The organism is Pelomonas lactea, from assembly GCF_043555885.1.
Taxonomy (GTDB): Bacteria; Pseudomonadota; Gammaproteobacteria; order Burkholderiales; family Burkholderiaceae_C; genus Pelomonas; species Pelomonas lactea.
Map to the genome: position 1 here is coordinate 932,699 of NZ_JBIGHX010000002.1, position 17,659 is coordinate 950,357.

Here is a 17,659-nt window from a genome sequence, read left to right on the forward strand (position 1 = left end):
TCGACCATGACCGCTCCCAAGGCCATCGCCCTGTACCTGCCGCAGTACCACCCCATCCCGGAGAACGACGCCTGGTGGGAACCCGGCTTCACCGAGTGGACCAACGTCACCAAGGCGCGCCCGCTGTACCGCGGCCACAAGCAGCCCTATCTGCCGTCGGAACTGGGCTTCTACGACCTGCGCCTGCCCGAGGCGCGTGCGGCCCAGGCTGCGCTGGCGCGGGACTACGGCGTGCACGGCTTCTGCTACTACCACTACTGGTTCGGCAACGGCAAGCGGCTGCTGCAGCGGCCGTTCGAGGAGGTGCTGGCCTCGGGCGAGCCGGATTTCCCGTTCATGCTGTGCTGGGCCAACCAGACCTGGTCGGGCGTGTGGCACGGCCTGGACAAGCGCATCCTCGCCGAGCAGACCTACCCCGGCGCCGACGACGACCGCCGCCACTTCGACACGCTGCTGCCGGCCTTCCGCGACCCGCGCTACATCCGCGTCGACGGCAAGCCGGTGTTCATGCTGTACGCGCCGCAGGACATGCCGGACGTGCGCGCCTTCACCGCGCGCTGGCGACAGATGGCGCATGACGCCGGGCTGGAGGGCCTGTACCTGCTCGCCCAGCACGCCGACCCGCACTGGGACTGCGTCGCCCACGGGTTCGACGCCTTCGTGCTGCAGCCCTACTTCAGCCGCCGCCGCCCGTGGGTGTCGTGGCGCCAGCCGGTCAAGAAGCTGTGGAACCGGCTGCAGGACGCCCGCGGCATTCCCTGCCTGCACCGCTACGACGAGATGCAGGATCACCTGCTGCCAGCGGACAGCCATCCGCTGGCCATCCCCTGCGTGCTGCCCAACTGGGACAACACGCCGCGCAGCGGCACCCGTGGCGTCGTCATGGAAGGCTGCTCGCCCGCGGCCTTCGGCCAGGCGCTGGACCGGGCGCTGGCGATGTGCGGCAAGCGCCAGGCCAGCGACAACCTGCTGTTCATCAAGTCCTGGAACGAATGGGCCGAAGGCAACCACCTGGAGCCCAGCCGCGAGTTCGGGCGCGGCTATCTGGAAGCGCTCAAGGCCCGGGTGAAGGCCGGCTGACGCCATGAGCGATCCCCGTGATGCCAGCATCGAGAGCTACGCGCATGTGCGCGAGCTGCCCGCCGACGCGCTGGCCTTGATGGCGCGCGCCGAGCAGCGCCACGTCGAATTCGGCGCGGACTGGCATGCCAACCTCATCGACCATGTCTACGCCACCGAGGCCGGCAGACCCGACGTCCGCGTGCACGTGCTGCGTCGGCAAGGCCGCGTGCTGGCCGTGCTGCCCACGGTCACGCAGGGTGGCGAAGTCAGCGCGCTGTCCAACTTCTACACGGCCATCTACGCGCCGGCGCTGGAAGACGGGCTGGCGGCCGAAGACCTGCTGCCGCTGACCCGCGCGCTGCGGCGCGGCAGCCGGGCGGCGGCCTACCGCTTCTCGCCGATGGACCCGGCGTCGCGCGAGTTCACGCTGCTCCAGCGCGCGCTGCAGCTGGCGGGCCTGAGCGCGCACGGCTACTTCGCATTCGGCAACTGGTACGAGCCGGTGCGCCAGACCTGGGCCGACTACCTGAAGGACCGCAGCGGCCAGGTGCGCAGCACCATCAAGCGCAACGCCAAGAAGTTCGCGGCCGAGGGCGGCCGGCTGGAGATCGTCACCGGCGGCGACGCACTGGAGGCGGGGCTGGCGGCCTACCAGGCCGTCTACGCACAGAGCTGGAAGGTGCCCGAGCCCTACCCCGGCTTCGTGCCGGGCCTGATCCGCCTGTGCGCGCGCCGCGGCTGGCTGCGCCTGGGGCTGGCCTGGCTGGGCGACAAGCCGGTGGCCGCACAGATCTGGATCGTCGCCAACGGCCGCGCCGACATCTACAAGCTCGCCTACGACGAAGCCCACAAGGCGCTGGCCCCCGGCACGCTGCTGACCGCGCTGCTGATGGAGCGCGCCATCGACGCGGACCAGGTGCGCGAGATCGACTACCTGATCGGCGACGATGCCTACAAGGCCGCCTGGATGAGCCAGCGCCGCGAGCGCTTCGGCCTCATCGCCTACGACCCGCTGACGCTGCGCGGCCTGGCCGGGCTGCTGCGCCAGACCCTGGGCGACGCCCGGCGCCGACTGCGCGCCAAACCGCTGCCGCCCGCAGACAATCCGCCCGCCTGACGACCGAAACCTTTCCACCGATGCAAGCCCACGACCTGCCTCCCGACACGCCCTTCGCTTCCGGCGCCCCCCGCTTTGCCGGCGCGGCGCCCGACCCGCTGGCGGCGTGGCAGCAGGCCTACGCCACGCGCGGCAGCCGCTGCGCCGCCGACGTGGGCGGCGAGTTCGCCGTCGCGCTGGACCTGCCCGGCGGCGGCAGCTACCTGGCCGTGGACCGCTTCGCCGTGCACAGCCTGTGCTATGCCGTGAAGGATGGCCAGCTGCACTACGCGACGCGTGCCGACGTGCTGGCGCGCCGGCTGGGCATCACGGAGCTCAGCACCCAGGCGATCTTCGATTACCTGTTCCACCACTGCATCCCGTCGCCGCGCACCATCTACGTGGGCATCCACCGGCTGCCGGCCGCCCACTACGCGCTGTTCAAGGATGGACAACTGACCGTCGCGCCCTACTGGACCGCGCAGTTCACCGAGCAGGCCAGCCCCGATTTCGACACGCTGCGCGACGAGTTCCGCGGCATCCTGCGCGCGGCCGTGAAGGAGCGCCTCACGGGCGACGGCAAGACCGCCTGCTTCCTGAGCGGCGGCACCGACAGCTCCACCGTCGCCGGCCTGCTGGGCGAGGCCACGGGCCGGGCGCCGGCCAGCTACTCCATCGGCTTCGAGGCCGAGGGCTACGACGAGATGGCCTACGCCCGCATCGCCGCCAAGGCGTTTGGCGCGGACCACCACGAGTACTACGTGACGCCGGCCGACCTCGTGAAGGCCATCCCCGACGTCGCCGCGCACTACGACCAGCCGTTCGGCAACTCCTCGGCCGTGCCCGCCTTCTACTGCGCCCGCAAGGCGCACGACGACGGCTACACGCGGATGCTGGCCGGCGACGGCGGCGACGAACTCTTCGGCGGCAACACGCGCTACGCCAAGGAGCGTGTGTTCCACGTCTACAGCCAGATCCCGTCGCCACTGCGTGCCGGCGTGCTGAACCCGCTGTTCATGAACCCGCTCACCGGCAACATCCCGCTGCTGAAGAAGGGCACCAGCTACATCCGCCAGGCCCGCGTGCCCATGCCCGACCGCATGCAGAGCTACAACCTGCTGGACCGCCTGGGCCTGCGCGACGTGCTGACGCCGCAGTTCCTGGCCGCCGTCGACACCGACTCGCCGCGCCAGCACCAGCGCGCCACCTGGGCCGCCGGCCCGCATGACGCCAGCCTCGTCAACCAGATGCTGACCTTCGACTGGCGCTACACGCTGGCCGAGAACGACCTGCCCAAAGTCGTCGGCACGACGGCACTGGCCGGCGTGGACGTCAGCTTCCCGCTGCTGGACACGCGGCTGCTGGACTTCTCGCTGAAGCTGCCGACCAGCTACAAGCTCAAGGGCCTGAAGCTGCGCTGGTTCTTCAAGGAAGCGCTGCGCGGCTTCCTGCCGGACGACATCCTGACGAAGAAGAAGCACGGCTTCGGCCTGCCCTTCGGCCCCTGGGCCGTGAAGGACGCCGCGCTGAACGCGCTGGCCGCGGATTCGCTGCGCGGCGCGGCCGCCCGCGGCATCGTGCGGCCCGAGTTCGTCGAGAACCTGCTGACGAAGCGGCTGAAGGAACACGCCGGCTACTACGGCGAGATGGTGTGGATCCTGATGATGCTGGAGCAATGGCTGCGCCGGCACGCGCCCGACTACCGCATCGCCGCCTGAACTTCACTGGAACCCCGCCATGCCCTCCTCCCGACCCCTGATCCACCTGATCGCCGGCGCGCGGCCCAACTTCATGAAGATCGCGCCGCTGATCCGCGCGCTGCGCGCCGACGGCAGGCTGGCCTTCCAGCTCATCCACACCGGCCAGCACTTCGACCGCGACATGAACGACGTGTTCTTCGAGGAGCTGGGCATCCCCGCGCCCGACGTGCAGCTGGGCTGCGGCGGCGGCACGCAGGCCGAGCAGACGGCCCGCATCATGGTGGCCTACGAGAAGCACCTGCTGGAGAGCACCCCGGCCTGCACGCTGGTGGTGGGTGACGTGAACTCCACGCTGGCCTGCGCGCTGGTCGCCAAGAAGGCCGGCGTGCCGGTGGCGCACGTCGAGGCCGGCCTGCGCAGCGGCGACATGCGCATGCCTGAGGAGGTCAACCGCATCGTCACCGACGCCATCACCGACTGGTACTTCGTGACCGAGCCGTCGGGCCGCGAGCACCTGAAGCAGGAAGGCAAGCCCGACGACCGCGTGTTCGACGTCGGCCACGTGATGGTGGACAACCTGCTCTACCAGGACGCGCAACTGCGCACCGCGTTCGATGTGGCCACGCTGGCCACCGACGCCATCAAGCGCCAGCTCGGCCGCTACGCCGTCGTGACGCTGCACCGCCCCAGCAACGTCGACGGCGAGGACAACCTGCGCCGCGCCATCGGCATCGTCAACGCGATCGCGGAGCGGCTGCCCGTCGTCTTCCCGATGCACCCGCGCACGCGCAAGAACCTGGAGGCCTACGGCCTGACGGTGTCGCCGAACGTCCACCTGCTGGGCCCGCAGACCTACATGGCCTTCCTGCACCTGTGGCGCGATGCCGCGCTGGTGCTGACGGACAGCGGCGGCCTGCAGGAGGAGACGACCGCGCTGGGCGTGCCCTGCGTGACGATGCGCGAAAGCACCGAGCGCCCCGTCACCGTGACCGAGGGCACCAACATCCTCGCCGGCACGGACCCCGACAACGTCAAGGCCGCCTGCCAGCGCGTGCTGGATGGCCAGGGCCCCGCCGGGCGCCGCCCGGCGCTGTGGGACGGCCAGGCCGCCGAGCGCATCGTCGGCATCCTGGCCGGCAAGCTCGCCTGAGCGCCGTCAGGACGTCAGCAGGTTGCGCGCCAGGCGCAGCCCGAAGCGCGCACGGCCGCGGTCCCAAGGCGTGAAGCGCGGCAGCTGGTAGCAGTCGGTGCCCGCACGCGCGGCGCCCCAGTGGGTGGACACGGCCGCGTCGAAGCCCAGCTCGCGCACCATGCCCGGATGCACGTCGGGCGCATAGTCCACGCCCGGCCGGCCATTCGGATAGGCGAACAGGGACACGCGCTCGCCCAGCGCCTGCTCCAGCCAGCGGCGGCCGCTGTCGATCTCGTCCGCGGCCTGCCGGGCCGACAAGGTCTTCAGGATGGGGTGGCTCACCGTGTGCGCGCCGACGACCATGCCCGCGCCGCGCAGGCTGCGCAGCTGGTCCGACGTCATCATCAGGTCGGTGGGCGGCTGCACCTCGGCCCGCTCGGCCAGCGCGTTGACGCGGGCCAGGCGCTCGTCCGGCGGCAGGTACTTGAGGTGGCCGATGAGGCGATGCAGCGTCTGCCGCCGCGTGGCGAGGTCGCCCAGGTCGAAGCGCCCGCCCTCCTCGTCGACGACGCCGCGCAGGTCCAGCTGCGGCAGCTGCGTGCGCCGCACCGATTCGATGACGGTGTCGTTCCACATGCGGCCGCCGTCCAGGAAGCCGCTGGCGACGAAGAAGGCGCTGGACAGGCCGTGCCGCTGCAGCAGCGGCAGCGCCACGTCGTGGTTGTCGGCGTAGCCGTCATCGAAGGTGATGCAGGCCGCACGCGCCGGCAGGCTGCCGGCCTGCAAGCGCCGGATCGCGTCGTCCAGCGGCAGCACGTTGAACCAGGCGCCCAGCCAGCCCAGCACCTCGTCGAAACGCCGCGCATCCGGTTCGTCCGGGAACAGTGGGTCCACCGCCGCATGCACGCGATGGAAGATCAGCACGGTCAGCCGCGCGGCCGCGCCGGCCGGCGACAGCAGAGTCAAAGCAGTCTTCAGCATGGTCTCTTCAGAGGCGCGGCACCGGCCTGCGCCTGAACCGGTCGGCGATGAAGGCCGGCAGCGGCACCAGCGGCCCGTCGGGCTCCGTCAGCCAGCGCTTGCCGTTCAGCCACCGGGAAGCACCCACGGCAAGAATCATCAGGTTGTAGGGCAGGTCCCAGTACGACAGGCTGAGGAAGGCGCCGCCCACCGCAAAGCCGACCAAGCTGACCTGGATCATCCCGCCAAGGTCGGACACCCACTGCGTCTGCGGCTGCTTGCGCCCCTCCTTGAACGCCTTGCCGGCCGTGCCCCAGGTGTACAGGAACAACGTCAGGAAGATGCCCAGGCCGATGAACCCCAGTTCGCCCAGCACCATGAAATAGATGCTGTGCGCGGCATGCACGTCGTTGGGATTGGGCGCGTAGGCGGCGAAGATGCCGGCCTCGTAGATGTGGAAGCCGCCGCCGAAGAAGTTGGACTTGGCCAGGTTGAAGGCCATCCACCATGCGTTGATGCGGCCCATGGCCGAGTCGTCTTCCTTGTAGTCCTTGATGGTGTCCATGCGGTTCCACCACTCGGCCGGCATGATGGACAGCAGCGCCAACCCGACGACGATGAAGCCGATGGCGCCGACCAGCCGGTTCTTGCCCCGCCACCACAGCACGGTGCCCATCGCCAGAATGGCCAGCAGCGCGCCGCGCGAATGGCTGCCCAGCGCGGCCAACGCCATGGAGATCATGCAGCCACTCATGATCAGCTGGGCCTTGCGGTTCTTCATCTGCATCTGCAGGAAGCGCATCAGCGGGATGGTCACCACAATGGCCAGCGCCACCTCGTTGTTGCCCTCGATGTAGGTGTTGGTGGGCCCCCAGACGCGGTAGCTGCCGCCCGTTGCCAGCGTGAACAAACCGCCCTTCACGCCGTAGAAGCCGATGGAGATCACCAGCGTCCACACCAGCAGGATCAGGTGCCGCTTGCTGTGCAGCAGCACCATCGCCACCAGGATCATCAGGTCGATCTTCATGACCCGGTTCCACAGCGGGTAGCTGGCGTCGAAGATCATCGAGAACGGCAGCACGATGGTCATCCACAGCATGAACAGCATCAGCGTCGCGTTCTCGCGGCACAGGAAGAACTCCTTGCCGGTCTTGGCGACGAACAGCCCCACCAGCGTGGAGCCACCCACCGCCGCCGCCACCGGCAGGCTCTGCAACTGCCAGCTCAGCGCGTGGGGGTTCATGATGCTCACCCACGTCCAGCCCAGGATGCCTATCCACGGCTTCCGGAACGCGCTGAGCACAAACCACAGCAGCACGGCCGCGATCGCCAGGTCACGCATGATTCACCTTCTCCGTCATCGACCGCATCAGGGCTGCCAGCCTCGCTGTCGACTGCTCCCAGGAATAGGCCTCGGCCACACGCCGCGGCGCTGAAGCATCAGCGGGGCGACGCAGCACCGCGTCGATGGCCCGCGCCAGCGCCGCCGGGCTGCGCTCGTCCAGCAGCAGGCCGGCGTCGGGCTGCCCGCCCAGCACCTCCGGGATGCCGCCGACCGCCGTCGCCACCACCGGCGTGCCGCAGGCCAGCGCCTCCAGCATCACGTTGGGCAGGCCCTCGCGGCTGGACGGCAGCGCGAACAGGTCCGCCGCGCCGTACCAGTGCGGCAGGTCAGCGTTCGGCACGGCGCCCAGCAGGCGAACGCGTGCCTGCAGGCCATGCTGGTGCATGAGCTGCTGCAGCCGCTCGCGCTCCGGCCCTTCGCCCGCGATGACGAGCTGCAGCGTCGGCCACGCCTGGGTCAGCCGCGCCACCGCGTCGATGAGCAGCGCATGGCCCTTCAGCTCGAACAGGTTGCCCACGCTCAGCACCACCGGCGCGTCAAGCGGCAGCCCCAGGCGGGCCCGCGCCGCGGCGGCGTCCTGCACGGCGAAGCGAGCAAGGTCGACGCCGTTGCGGATGACGTGCAGCTTGTCCGGCGGCACGCCCCAGCCACTCAGCACGTCCACCAGCGCCTGGCTGACGCCCACGCAGGCCTGGGCCTGCGCACAGGCGTCCAGCATGCGGCGGCGGGCACGTTCGTCCCGCCCGATGAGGTTCAGGTCAGACCCGCGCGCCGTGATGACCAGCGGCTTGCCGAAGCGCCGCGCCAGCATCGCCGCGGCCACGCCGTCCGGGTAGAAGTAGTGCGCGTCGATGACGTCGAACTGGCAGCCGCTGCGCGCGATCCACGCCGCCGCAGCGCGCGCCATCGCGTCGGGCTGCCGGTGCATGCCGATCTTGGGCAGCATCAGGTAGCGCGGATGCGCCACCGGCTGGCCCTGCCAGTCCTCGGCCTCCGGGGTGCGGGCCCAGGCCGCGTACTCGCCGAAGCTCGCCGACGTGAACGGGAACCACGGCACCGGCGCCAGCACCTGCGCATCGAAGCCATGCCGGGCACGCAGCTCGCGCAGCCGCGCCGCGACGAACAAGCCGTGCTGCGGCCGCGCGCTGCTCGGGTAGAGCGACGAGAAGGTCAGCAGCTTCGGCAGCGTCACGCCTGCTCCACGGCCGCGGCAGCTTCCAGCAGGATGCGGCCGAACACGTCGGCCGCGACGCGATGGCCGAAGCGGTCCTCGACCAGCTCGCGCGCCGCGCGCGACAGCTTCAGCCGCAGCGCGCCGTCGGCGATCAGCCGGCAGGTCGCGCTGGCCAGTTCGTCGGCGCCGTCGGCGCGCAGGAAGTGCGTGCCATGGTCCACGTCCAGGCCTTCGATGCCGATGGTCGTCGACACGACCGGCAGGCCCATGGCCATCGCCTCGAAGGCCTTGATGCGCGTGCCGCCACCCACCCGCAGCGGGATGACGAAGGCCTGCGCGTCGCGGGCATGGTCGCGCACGTCGTCGACAAAACCGGTGAAGCTGACGCCCGGCACCTGGCGCTGCACCAATGCCGCCGGCGGGTTCTTGCCGACGACGCGCAGCTGCGCATTGGGCACCTGGGCGCGCACGCGCGGCCAGACGTCCTCGATGTAGAAGCGGATGCCGTCGACGTTGGCTTCCCAGTCCATGGAGCCCGTGAAGACGACCACCGGCGCGCCGTCCGCGGGCGCCTGCCAGGAAAAGAAGTCGAGGTCCACGCCGGTCGGGATGGCGCGTGCCGTCGCGAGGCCGTCGGCCGCGAACTTCTTCGCGTCGCGTTCGGACACGGCGACGACGCGCGTGAAGCGTGCCAGCGCCTCGCGCTCGAACCGCCGCATCTTGGCCGCCTGCGAGGCCCACAGCCAGCGCAGCGGCGCGCTCGCGGCCGTCTTCGCATGGCGCTCGAAGATCTCGGCCTCCACGTTGTGCGTGAAGCAGACCGTGGCGCCCTGCAGCTGCGCGGGGCGCAACACGGCGGCGTGGACGAAGTCGAACACGACCACGTCGAAGGTCTCGTCGGCCAGCAGCCGCTCCACGGCCGCCACGGCGGCCGGCGTGCGGTCGGACACCACGTTGATGGGCAGGGCCGACAGGAGGTCCGGCGCGCGCCGCCAGCGCGGGCGCGGCGGGCTGGGCGCCCAGCCGATGAAGCGGTGGCACTGCTTGTCCAGCTCGCCCCGCCAGTCGCGCTGCTGCTGCGGCGTGGCCGGCGACAGCAGCGTGATGTCGAACCGGCCGCTCTCCTTCAGGCCGCGCAGGATGTTGCCCGTGCGGATCTTGCCGCCCGCATCGGCCGGGAACAGGAAGACCGGCGAGATGAAGGCGAGCTTCAGGCGGCGCTCCGGCTGGCTCACCAGCAGATGCCCTCGTACTCGGCAAACCCCGCGTCGCGCAGGTCGGCGTAGCCATTCAGGTCCACCACGCGCGCGCCCTTGGCCAGCGCGATGATGCGCTGGCGCGTCTCGGCATCCGCATGGCCCACGACGACGATCTCGGCCCGCGCCAGCACCGCATCGGGCGTCTCGTGCAACAGCTTGTCGAGGTGGGGGATCTCGCGGTCGATGTATTCCTTGTTCTTGCCCAGCAGCCGCGCGATCTTGACGAACTTGTCGTAGATGGCGAGATCGAAGCCCTTGCCGAGCAGCTTCTCGGCCAGCACCACCAGCGGCGAGTCACGCAGGTCGTCGGTGCCGGGCTTGAAGGCCAGGCCGAACAGCGCGACGGGCTTGCGGCCGTTGGCGGCGATGAGGTCGTAGGCACGGCCGATGTGGGCGTCGTTGCTGGTCAGCAGCGAGCCCAGCACGGGGATGTCCACGCCTTGCTCGCGGGCGATGGTCAGGAAGCCCTTGACCTCCTTGGGCAGGCAGGAGCCGCCGAAGGCGAAACCGGGGCGCAGGTAGGCCTTGGAGATGTTGAGCTGCTTGTCCTCGCAGAACAGCGCCAGCACGTCGCGCGAGTCCAGGCCCGCTTCCTTCAGCACGGCACCGGCCTCGTTGGCGAAGACGATCTTCAGCGCGTGGAAGACGTTGCACAGGTACTTGACCGACTCGGCCACGCCGACGTCGGCCGCGACGAAGCTGCCGGGCACGCCGGTGTACAGGCGCTTCATGACCTCGACGCCGACCTCGTCCAGGCTGCCGACGATGGTCTGCGGCGGGTTGTGGAAGTCGGCCACCGACGAGCCTTCGCGCAGAAACTCGGGGTTGAACACCAGCGACAGCCGGTCGCCGATCCGGCGGCCGGCGGCCTTCTCCAGCAGCGGCGCGATGCGCGCCCGCGTGGTGCCGGGCGCCACGGTGCTGCGGATGACCAACGTGTGATGGCCGTCCTTCTTGGCGATCTCGGCGCCGATCTGGCCGACGACGGCGTCCAGCGCCGTCAGGTCGGGCATGTAGTTGGGCAGTGACGGCGTGGCCACCGAGATCAGCGAGATTTCGGTGCCCTGCACGGCGGCGGCCACGTCGTTCGTCGCCGTCAGCTTGCCGGCCTTGACGGCGGCGCCGATCAGCTCCTCGATGCCCTCCTCCACCACGGGCGACTGGCCCGACGCGATCAGCTGGACCTTCAGCGGGTTGATGTCCACGCCGATCACCTCGTGGCCCAACTCGGGCAGGCAGGCGCATGACACGGCGCCCACATAGCCCAGGCCGAAAACGGAAACCTTCATCTTGTTGTCCTTGTCGAAATCAGGCGGCGGCGCGAGCCGTGGCGGTGCCCAGGCCCGCGTTGCGCAGGAAGGCGTCGAACATCAGCAGCGCCCACAGCGGCTGTGCGTGATCCAGCTGCCCGCGCTCGTGCTGGTCCAGCAGGCGAGCGATGGTGGCGGGTTCGAACCAGCCGGTCTGCGCCAGCGCGCCGTGCTGCAGCGCCTGGCGGGTCTTGTCGCGCAGCGGGCCGCGCAGCCAGCGCGCCAGCGGCACGGCGAATCCCATCTTGGGCCGGTACAGCACATCATGCGGCAGCATGGGCTCCAGCGCCTTCTTGAAGATGTACTTGCCCTCCTGGCCACGCAGCTTGAGCTGCGAGGGCAGCGTCGCGATCCACTCCACGAGGTGGTGGTCCATCAGCGGCTCGCGCACCTCCAGGCTGTGGGCCATGCTGGCGCGGTCGACCTTGGTGTTGATGTCACCGGGCAGGTAGGTGTGGATGTCGAGATACTGGATCAGCGCCAGCGGGTCGTCGGTCTCGGCGCGGCGGGCATGGTGGTGGAACACCTCGCTGGCATGCCAGCCCTGCAGGTCGCGCTTGAAGCCGTCGCTGAACAGGGCCTGCCTCAGCGGGTCGCGCACCAGGCCCATGGTGTTGAAGTAGGCGTCCACCGAGTTGCGCGCGATGGCCTGGAAGGTGGTCTTGGCGCGGAACACGCGCGGCGCCCAGTCGGCCTTGGGGTAGATCCGGGCCAGCGGCCCGAACACGCCGCGGCGCAGCGCCAGCGGGAAGGCGCTGCGCATGCGCTCTTCCATCATGTGCATCTTGTAGCGGCGGTAGCCGCCCAGGCTCTCGTCGCCGCCGTCGCCGGACAGCGCCACGGTCACGTGCTTGCGGGCCAGCTCGCAGACGCGGTAGGTCGGGATGGCGGACGAGTCGGCATAGGGCTCGTCGTAGAGGTGGGCCAGCAGGTCCACCAGGCCGAAGTCGTCGCTGTTGACCGTCTCGACGCGGTGGTTGGTGCGGTAGCGGTCCGCCACCATCTGTGCGAACTCGGTCTCGTTGAACTTGGGGTCGTCGAAGCCGATGGAGCAGGTGTTGACGGGCTGGTCATCCAGCTGCGCCATGGCCGCGACGACGGCGCTGGAGTCGACACCGCCCGACAGGAAGGCGCCCAGCGGCACCTCGGCCTTCAGCCGCAGCTTGACGGACTCGGTCAGGCGGCGGCGCAGTTCCTCCGCGGCCTCCTCCTCGCCGATCTTCGCGTCCAGCGTGAAGCGCACGTCCCAGTAGCGCTGCGGTTCGCCCAGCGGCTGGCCGCGCTTGACGAGCAGGCGATGGCCGGGTGCGAGCTTCTGCGCGTGGCGGTAGATGGTCCACGGGTCGGGCACGTAGCCCAACGCGAAATACGCCTCGACGGCACGCGGGTCGATCTCCTGGCGCAGGCCACCGTGGGCCATCAGGCTCTTGAGCTCCGAGCCGAACAGCAGCCAGCCATCCTCGGTCATCGCGTAGTGCAGCGGCTTCACGCCCAGCCGGTCGCGCGCCATGAACAGGCAGTCGCGGCGGCGGTCGTGGACCATGAAAGCAAACATGCCGCGCAGGTGGTGCACGCAATCCTCGCCCCAGTGCTCCCAGGCGCGCACGATGGCCTCGGAGTCGCTCTTGGTGCGGAACACGTAGCCGTGGCCGCGCAGCTCGTCCATCAGCTCCAGGTAGTTGTAGACCTCGCCGTTGAAGACCAGCGCCACCGACTTGTCGTCGTTGAAGATGGGCTGCTGGCCGGTCGCGATGTCGATGACCGACAGGCGCCGGTGGCCGAAGCCCACGCCGGGCTCGATGTGCAGGTCACCCTCGTCCGGGCCCCGATGGTGCTGGGACTCGTTCATCCGGTGCAGGCGCTCGCGCTCGGGCAGACGCTGGCCGCGGGTGTCGAAGAGTCCGGTGATGCCGCACATGCGTTGGAACCTGGTTCAACCGATCAATGGGATGGCCGCGCGGGGCTGCGCGGTAAACGGTGGATTCTTACCGAGCTTGATGACGCCACCGGCCAATGAGGCCGCCATGCGTGACAACGCGCACGTCAGCCCCCCCGTGCAGGGGATGCCGCCTCCCCCGCCGGGCCACCCGGCGCACCGCCACCGCCGATACTGCGGCGCCCCCGGTTTTCTGCCGTTCCGAGCCCCGTGTTGTTCCGCCAGCTTCTGTCCTTCCTGTCCGTCGGCGCGCTTGCCACCGCGCTGCAGTACGTGCTGACCCTGGCCATGGTGCTGGCCGGCGGCATCGCGTTGGTGCCGGCGTCGACCGCGGCCTTCCTGATCAGCGCCGCGTTCAACTACTGGGCCAACGCCCGGCTGACCTTCGCGCGCCAGGGCGGACCGGTGGGTGACCGCAGCCAGCAGCTGCGCTTCCTCGTGATGGTGGCGCTGGGCTGCGCGCTCAACGCGGTGCTGCTGCAACTGGCGCTGGGCGTGGGCCTGCACGGCGTGGCGAGCCAGTTGCTGGCCACCGCCGGCGTGCTGGCGAGCAATTTCGCCCTCAGCCGGCTCTGGGTGTTCCGCAGGCGCTGACACTGACCACAAGGCCTCCATGCAACTGATCGATCCCACCGCCTTCGCCCCGGCCAGCTGGCTCGGCGACACCGCGCCCGTCGTCAACTTCGTGCTGCCATGCTTCAACGAGCAGGCCGTGCTGCGCGAGACGGCACATCGGCTGGGCCAGTTGCTGGACGAGCTGAAAAGCCTGGGCCTCATCGCACCGGCCAGCTCCGCCTACTACATCGACGACGGCAGCCGCGACGGCACCTGGGCGCTCATCGAGACGCTGGGCCGCGAGCGCCCCGACGCCTGCGGCATCAAGCTCAGCCGCAACCGCGGCCACCAGAACGCGCTGCTGTGCGGCCTGATGTCGGTGGGAGGCGACGCGCTCATCAGCCTGGACGCCGACCTTCAGGACGACCTGTCCATCATCCCCGCCATGATCCGCGCGTTCCGCAACGGCGACGAACTCGTCTACGCGGTGCGCCGCCGGCGCGACACCGACACCTTCTTCAAGCGCTTCACCGCCGAGGGCTACTACAAGGTGCTGGCGGCCATGGGTGTGGAGGTCGTCTTCAATCACGCCGACTACCGGCTGATGGGGCGCCGGCCGCTGGAAGCGCTGCGCCACTACCGGGAGACCCACCTGTTCCTGCGCGGCATGATCCCCCAGCTGGGCTATCGCAGCAGCGTCGTGGAGTTCGACCGCGCCGAGCGCTTCGCCGGCGAATCCAAGTACCCGCTGTCCAAGATGCTGAGCCTGGCCTGGCGCGGTGTCACGTCGTTCTCGGCGGCGCCGCTGCGGGCCATCACCGGCCTGGGGGGCGTGGTGTCGCTGATCAGTGTGGGACTGGGCCTGTGGGCGCTGTTCATCCGGCTGTTCACCGACGTGGCCCTGCCCGGCTGGGCGTCCACGGTCATCCCGATGTATCTGCTGGGCGGCATCCAGCTGCTCAGCCTGGGCGTCATCGGCGAGTACCTCGCCAAGATCTACGAGGCCAGCAAGGAACGGCCGCGTTTCCATGTCGAAGCCATCACCGGCGCCTGGCAGGCCGGTGCGCCGGCGCAGCCTGCGCCGCGCGTGGCGGAGCACGCCGGCACCACGCAGGGACGCTGACGATGTCGCTGCGCCAACTGCTCCGTCCCCGCCTCGCGCTGCCCGCGATGTTCGTCGTGCTGGCCCTGGGCGCCTGGCTGCGCCTGGCGGGCATCCAGTGGGGCCTGCCCTATCTGTACGACGTCGACGAGCCGGTCTTCGTGACGAAGGCCTTCAAGGTGCTGGCATCGCGCGACCTGAATCCGCACTGGTTCGGCCATCCGGGCACCATCACGATCTACACGAACGCGGCGGCATTCGCGCTGGACGGCGTGCGCGCCGTCGTCGTCGGCGAGGTGCAGCAGCTGTCGGAGCTTGGCAAGGCGTTCTGGAGCGAGCCGTCGCGGTTCTACCTCGTCGCCCGCTGGGTGGCCGCCACCTTCGGCATCGCCACCATCGCCGTCACGGCGCTGCTGGCGCGGCAGTTCCTCGGCGTGGTGCCGGCGCTGGGCGCGGGCCTGCTGCTGGCCGTGGCGCCGCTGCATGTGGAGTTCTCGCAGATCGCCCGCACGGACGCGCAGCACACCTTTTTGCTGACGCTGTTCGCGCTGCTGTGCTGCCGCGCGGCCGCCATCGGCCGGCTGGCCCACTATGCGGCGGCCGGCGCGGTGCTGGGCCTGGCCGTCAGCTGCAAGTACCCGTCCGTCGTCGCGTCCATCGGGCTGATCACGGCCTTCGTCGTGGACCAGCGCCGCGCCCGCCCGGACAAGCCCGCCGCCTGGCAGCCCATCGCCATTGCCACGGCCGCCTGCATCGCCGCTGCGTTTGTCGGTTCACCCTACATGTTCCTGGACTTCGCGCAGGTGCTGAAGGACGTGGCCGGCGAAGCCCGCACCACCCACCTCGGCGCGACGAGCCCGGGGTTCGCGCCGTCGCTGCGCGGCTACTTGGAGGCGCTGACGCTGGACAGCTTCGGTCCAGCAGCCGTCATCGCGCTGGCTGGCGGCGCCGGGGTGCTGGCGACACGGCGGCTCGCGCTGCCGGTGCTGGCGCTGGCGGGCGGCTACCTGCTCTTCATCTCGTCGCTGAACCTGCACTGGACGCGCTGGGTCATCCCCGTGCTGCCGCTGTTCTGCATCCTGCTGGCGGCGCTGCTGGAGCTGCCGGCGCGGCTGTTTGCCGAACGCGCGCTGCCGCGCCAGGCCGGACAGGCCATCGCGGCCGTGCTGCTGGGCCTGTGTGTCGCCCAGGGCCTGCACGCCAGCCACACCAGCGTGCGCGAGCGTCAGGCGGATGACAACCGGACGCTGGCCAGCCGCTGGGTGGCGCAGCACATCCCGCAGGGCTCGCGGATCGCCATCGAGAGCGGCGCACCGCAGCCCGACAACCGCCACTACGAGGTCTACGCGGCCGACGAGCACGGGCTGCTCGTGAAGGACACGTCACCCTATGTGTACGCCTGGACGTCGGGCAACCTCGGCAAGCTCAACCAGCCGGGCGACGTGCGCGCAGCCGGCATCCGGTACGTGATGCTGGGCGACACGCTGGGCCTGATGGAGCGCGAGCCGGCCGCCTATGCAGCCGGGATCGCCAAGTACCGCCAGACGCTGGGCCCGGCGGAACTCGTCTACGAATCAAGGCCCACACCCGGCATCAACCGCGGCAGCCACGTGCGCATCTACCGGCTGTTGTGAACCCTCAGCCGCGGCCCGAGGCGTACAGCGCGCCGTAGCGGGCCGTCATGCCGGCGAGGTCGAACTCGGCGCAGGCACGGCGCCTGGACGCGTCGGCCAGCGCCCGGCGCCGCGCGGGCTCCCGCACCAGGCCGGCCAGCGCCGCGGCGAGCGCTTCGGCATCGCCGGCCGGCACGAGCAGGCCGTTGATGCCGTTGCTGACCAGCTCCGGATTGCCCCCCACCGCGGTGGCGACGGGCGCACAGCCGCAGGCCATGGCCTCCAGCAGCGTGTTGCTGATGCCCTCGGCCAGCGACGGCAGCGCGAAGATGTCCACCTGGGGCAGCAGCGCCGCGATGTCAGCGCGGTCGCCGGGCAGCCAGGCCTGCTGCGCGGCGCCGGCATCGGCCAGCCGCTGCCGCGCCGCCTCCAGCAGCGGGCCGCCGCCCAGCATCGCCAGCCGCAGGGCGGGCCACTGCGCGGGGCACAACTCGCGCAGGCGCAGAAAAGCCTCGACCAGGTTGAGCGGATCCTTCACCGCCTGCATGCGGCCCACGGCGCCGATGACCAGGTGCTCGCCGCGCCGGTAGGGCCAGGCCGCGGGCACGTCGGCGGTCGGCGCGAAGCGCCGGGTATCCACGCCGTTGCAGATGCGCTGCACGCGCGGGGCGGGCAACCCGACCGGGCCGGTGAGGTAGTCCTCGATGGCCCGGGACAGCGCCACGAAACGGTGCGTGCCCATGCCATACAGCCGGCGCAGGCGCTGGTTGGTGCGGTTCACGCCGCCCAGGTCGCCGGTGTCCCAGCCATGCTCGCTGTGCACGCGCAGCGGCACGCCGGCCGCCCAGGCCGGCCACTGGAACTCCATGGCCCCCAGGTTGCGCGTGTGCACGACCGCAGGCCGCAGTTCCCGCAGCAGCCGGTAGACGCGCGGGTACAGCCAGAAACCCTGCCCCGGCGGCTTGTTCAGCGCGATGAACTGCGTGCCCGGCGCCTGCACGCGGTCCTTGAAGGCCGTGATCTCGGTGACCGCCACCACCGCATGCCGGAAGGCCGGCAGGTGGTTGATGAGGTTGACGACGCCGTTCTCCAGCCCGCCCGTGTCGAAGCGGTGCAGCAGATGGACGACCAGCGGCCGCGGGTCTGGAGGCGGCACAGCTCAGCGCCGCCCGGCCGCCCGAAGGCGCTGACGCAGTCCCTCGGGGGGCAGCGTGCAGGGCACGCGCGGGGGCTTCATCCTTACAGGCGCCAGAGCCGGAAGCCGGCGTCCTGCAGCGCGGCGGCGTCGAACGCCGCCTTCACGTCGATGAACGCGCCACCCTTGACCAGCTTCTTGCCGATGTCCTCGACGCTCAGCGCGGCGTACTCCTTGTGCGACACCGCCGCCACGATGGCATCCGCCCGCGGCAGGTCGT

General features: G+C 70.4%; 14 protein-coding genes. 7 read left to right on the forward strand and 7 right to left on the reverse strand.

The window, feature by feature from the left end:
* Positions 1 to 6 precede the first annotated feature (6 nt).
* From ACG04Q_RS08500 to wecB, 4 genes are read left to right on the forward strand one after another with little or no spacing between them, the layout of a single operon-like run.
* On the forward strand, positions 7 to 1,080 hold the full coding sequence (locus tag ACG04Q_RS08500) for a glycosyltransferase WbsX family protein (RefSeq protein ID WP_394510456.1): 1,074 nt from the start codon (positions 7 to 9) through the stop codon (positions 1,078 to 1,080).
* A gap of 4 nt (positions 1,081 to 1,084) precedes the next feature.
* Complete coding sequence (locus tag ACG04Q_RS08505; RefSeq protein WP_394510457.1) at positions 1,085 to 2,179, forward strand: GNAT family N-acetyltransferase; 1,095 nt, start codon at positions 1,085 to 1,087, stop codon at positions 2,177 to 2,179.
* 20 nt (positions 2,180 to 2,199) lie between these two features.
* Positions 2,200 to 3,876, forward strand: coding sequence for an asparagine synthetase B family protein (locus ACG04Q_RS08510; protein WP_394510458.1), 1,677 nt, complete (start codon positions 2,200 to 2,202; stop codon positions 3,874 to 3,876).
* A gap of 19 nt (positions 3,877 to 3,895) precedes the next feature.
* Positions 3,896 to 5,008, forward strand: coding sequence for a non-hydrolyzing UDP-N-acetylglucosamine 2-epimerase (gene wecB / locus ACG04Q_RS08515; RefSeq protein WP_394510459.1), 1,113 nt, complete (start codon positions 3,896 to 3,898; stop codon positions 5,006 to 5,008).
* A 6-nt stretch (positions 5,009 to 5,014) separates the two neighbouring features.
* On the opposite strand, the gene ACG04Q_RS08520 is transcribed toward wecB, so the two are convergent.
* Genes ACG04Q_RS08520 through ACG04Q_RS08545 form a run of 6 tightly spaced genes read right to left on the reverse strand, consistent with a single transcriptional unit; the run spans position 5,015 to position 12,956 of the window.
* On the reverse strand, positions 5,015 to 5,971 hold the full coding sequence (locus tag ACG04Q_RS08520; RefSeq protein WP_394510460.1) for a polysaccharide deacetylase family protein: 957 nt from the start codon (positions 5,969 to 5,971) through the stop codon (positions 5,015 to 5,017).
* A 7-nt stretch (positions 5,972 to 5,978) separates the two neighbouring features.
* Positions 5,979 to 7,292 (reverse strand): putative O-glycosylation ligase, exosortase A system-associated, encoded by a 1,314-nt coding sequence (locus ACG04Q_RS08525; protein ID WP_394510461.1) that lies wholly within the window; start codon positions 7,290 to 7,292, stop codon positions 5,979 to 5,981.
* A complete protein-coding gene (locus ACG04Q_RS08530; protein ID WP_394510462.1) occupies positions 7,285 to 8,487 on the reverse strand; it encodes a glycosyltransferase family 4 protein in 1,203 nt (400 codons plus the stop codon). The genes ACG04Q_RS08525 and ACG04Q_RS08530 overlap by 8 nt, the downstream gene beginning before the upstream one ends.
* Positions 8,484 to 9,704, reverse strand: a complete 1,221-nt coding sequence (locus ACG04Q_RS08535; RefSeq protein ID WP_394510463.1) for a glycosyltransferase family 4 protein — start codon at positions 9,702 to 9,704, stop codon at positions 8,484 to 8,486. The genes ACG04Q_RS08530 and ACG04Q_RS08535 overlap by 4 nt, the downstream gene beginning before the upstream one ends.
* Positions 9,701 to 11,017: a nucleotide sugar dehydrogenase gene (locus tag ACG04Q_RS08540; RefSeq protein WP_394510464.1), complete on the reverse strand. Its 1,317-nt coding sequence runs from the start codon at positions 11,015 to 11,017 to the stop codon at positions 9,701 to 9,703. The genes ACG04Q_RS08535 and ACG04Q_RS08540 overlap by 4 nt, the downstream gene beginning before the upstream one ends.
* Positions 11,018 to 11,036: 19 nt before the next feature.
* Positions 11,037 to 12,956: an XrtA/PEP-CTERM system amidotransferase gene (locus tag ACG04Q_RS08545; RefSeq protein WP_394510465.1), complete on the reverse strand. Its 1,920-nt coding sequence runs from the start codon at positions 12,954 to 12,956 to the stop codon at positions 11,037 to 11,039.
* A gap of 231 nt (positions 12,957 to 13,187) precedes the next feature.
* Between ACG04Q_RS08545 and ACG04Q_RS08550 the strand changes: the two genes are divergently transcribed.
* The 3 genes from ACG04Q_RS08550 to ACG04Q_RS08560 are packed head-to-tail and all read left to right on the forward strand — an operon-like array spanning position 13,188 to position 16,265.
* Positions 13,188 to 13,568 (forward strand): GtrA family protein, encoded by a 381-nt coding sequence (locus ACG04Q_RS08550; protein ID WP_394510466.1) that lies wholly within the window; start codon positions 13,188 to 13,190, stop codon positions 13,566 to 13,568.
* Between the two features lie 19 nt (positions 13,569 to 13,587).
* Positions 13,588 to 14,652, forward strand: coding sequence for a glycosyltransferase family 2 protein (locus ACG04Q_RS08555; protein WP_394510467.1), 1,065 nt, complete (start codon positions 13,588 to 13,590; stop codon positions 14,650 to 14,652).
* Between the two features lie 2 nt (positions 14,653 to 14,654).
* Entirely contained in the window at positions 14,655 to 16,265 is a 1,611-nt protein-coding gene (locus tag ACG04Q_RS08560) for a glycosyltransferase family 39 protein (protein ID WP_394510468.1), read from the forward strand.
* A gap of 4 nt (positions 16,266 to 16,269) precedes the next feature.
* Here the strand turns inward: ACG04Q_RS08560 and ACG04Q_RS08565 are convergent, their stop codons facing one another.
* On the reverse strand, positions 16,270 to 17,400 hold the full coding sequence (locus tag ACG04Q_RS08565; RefSeq protein WP_394510469.1) for a TIGR03088 family PEP-CTERM/XrtA system glycosyltransferase: 1,131 nt from the start codon (positions 17,398 to 17,400) through the stop codon (positions 16,270 to 16,272).
* Positions 17,401 to 17,659: the final 259 nt, after the last annotated feature.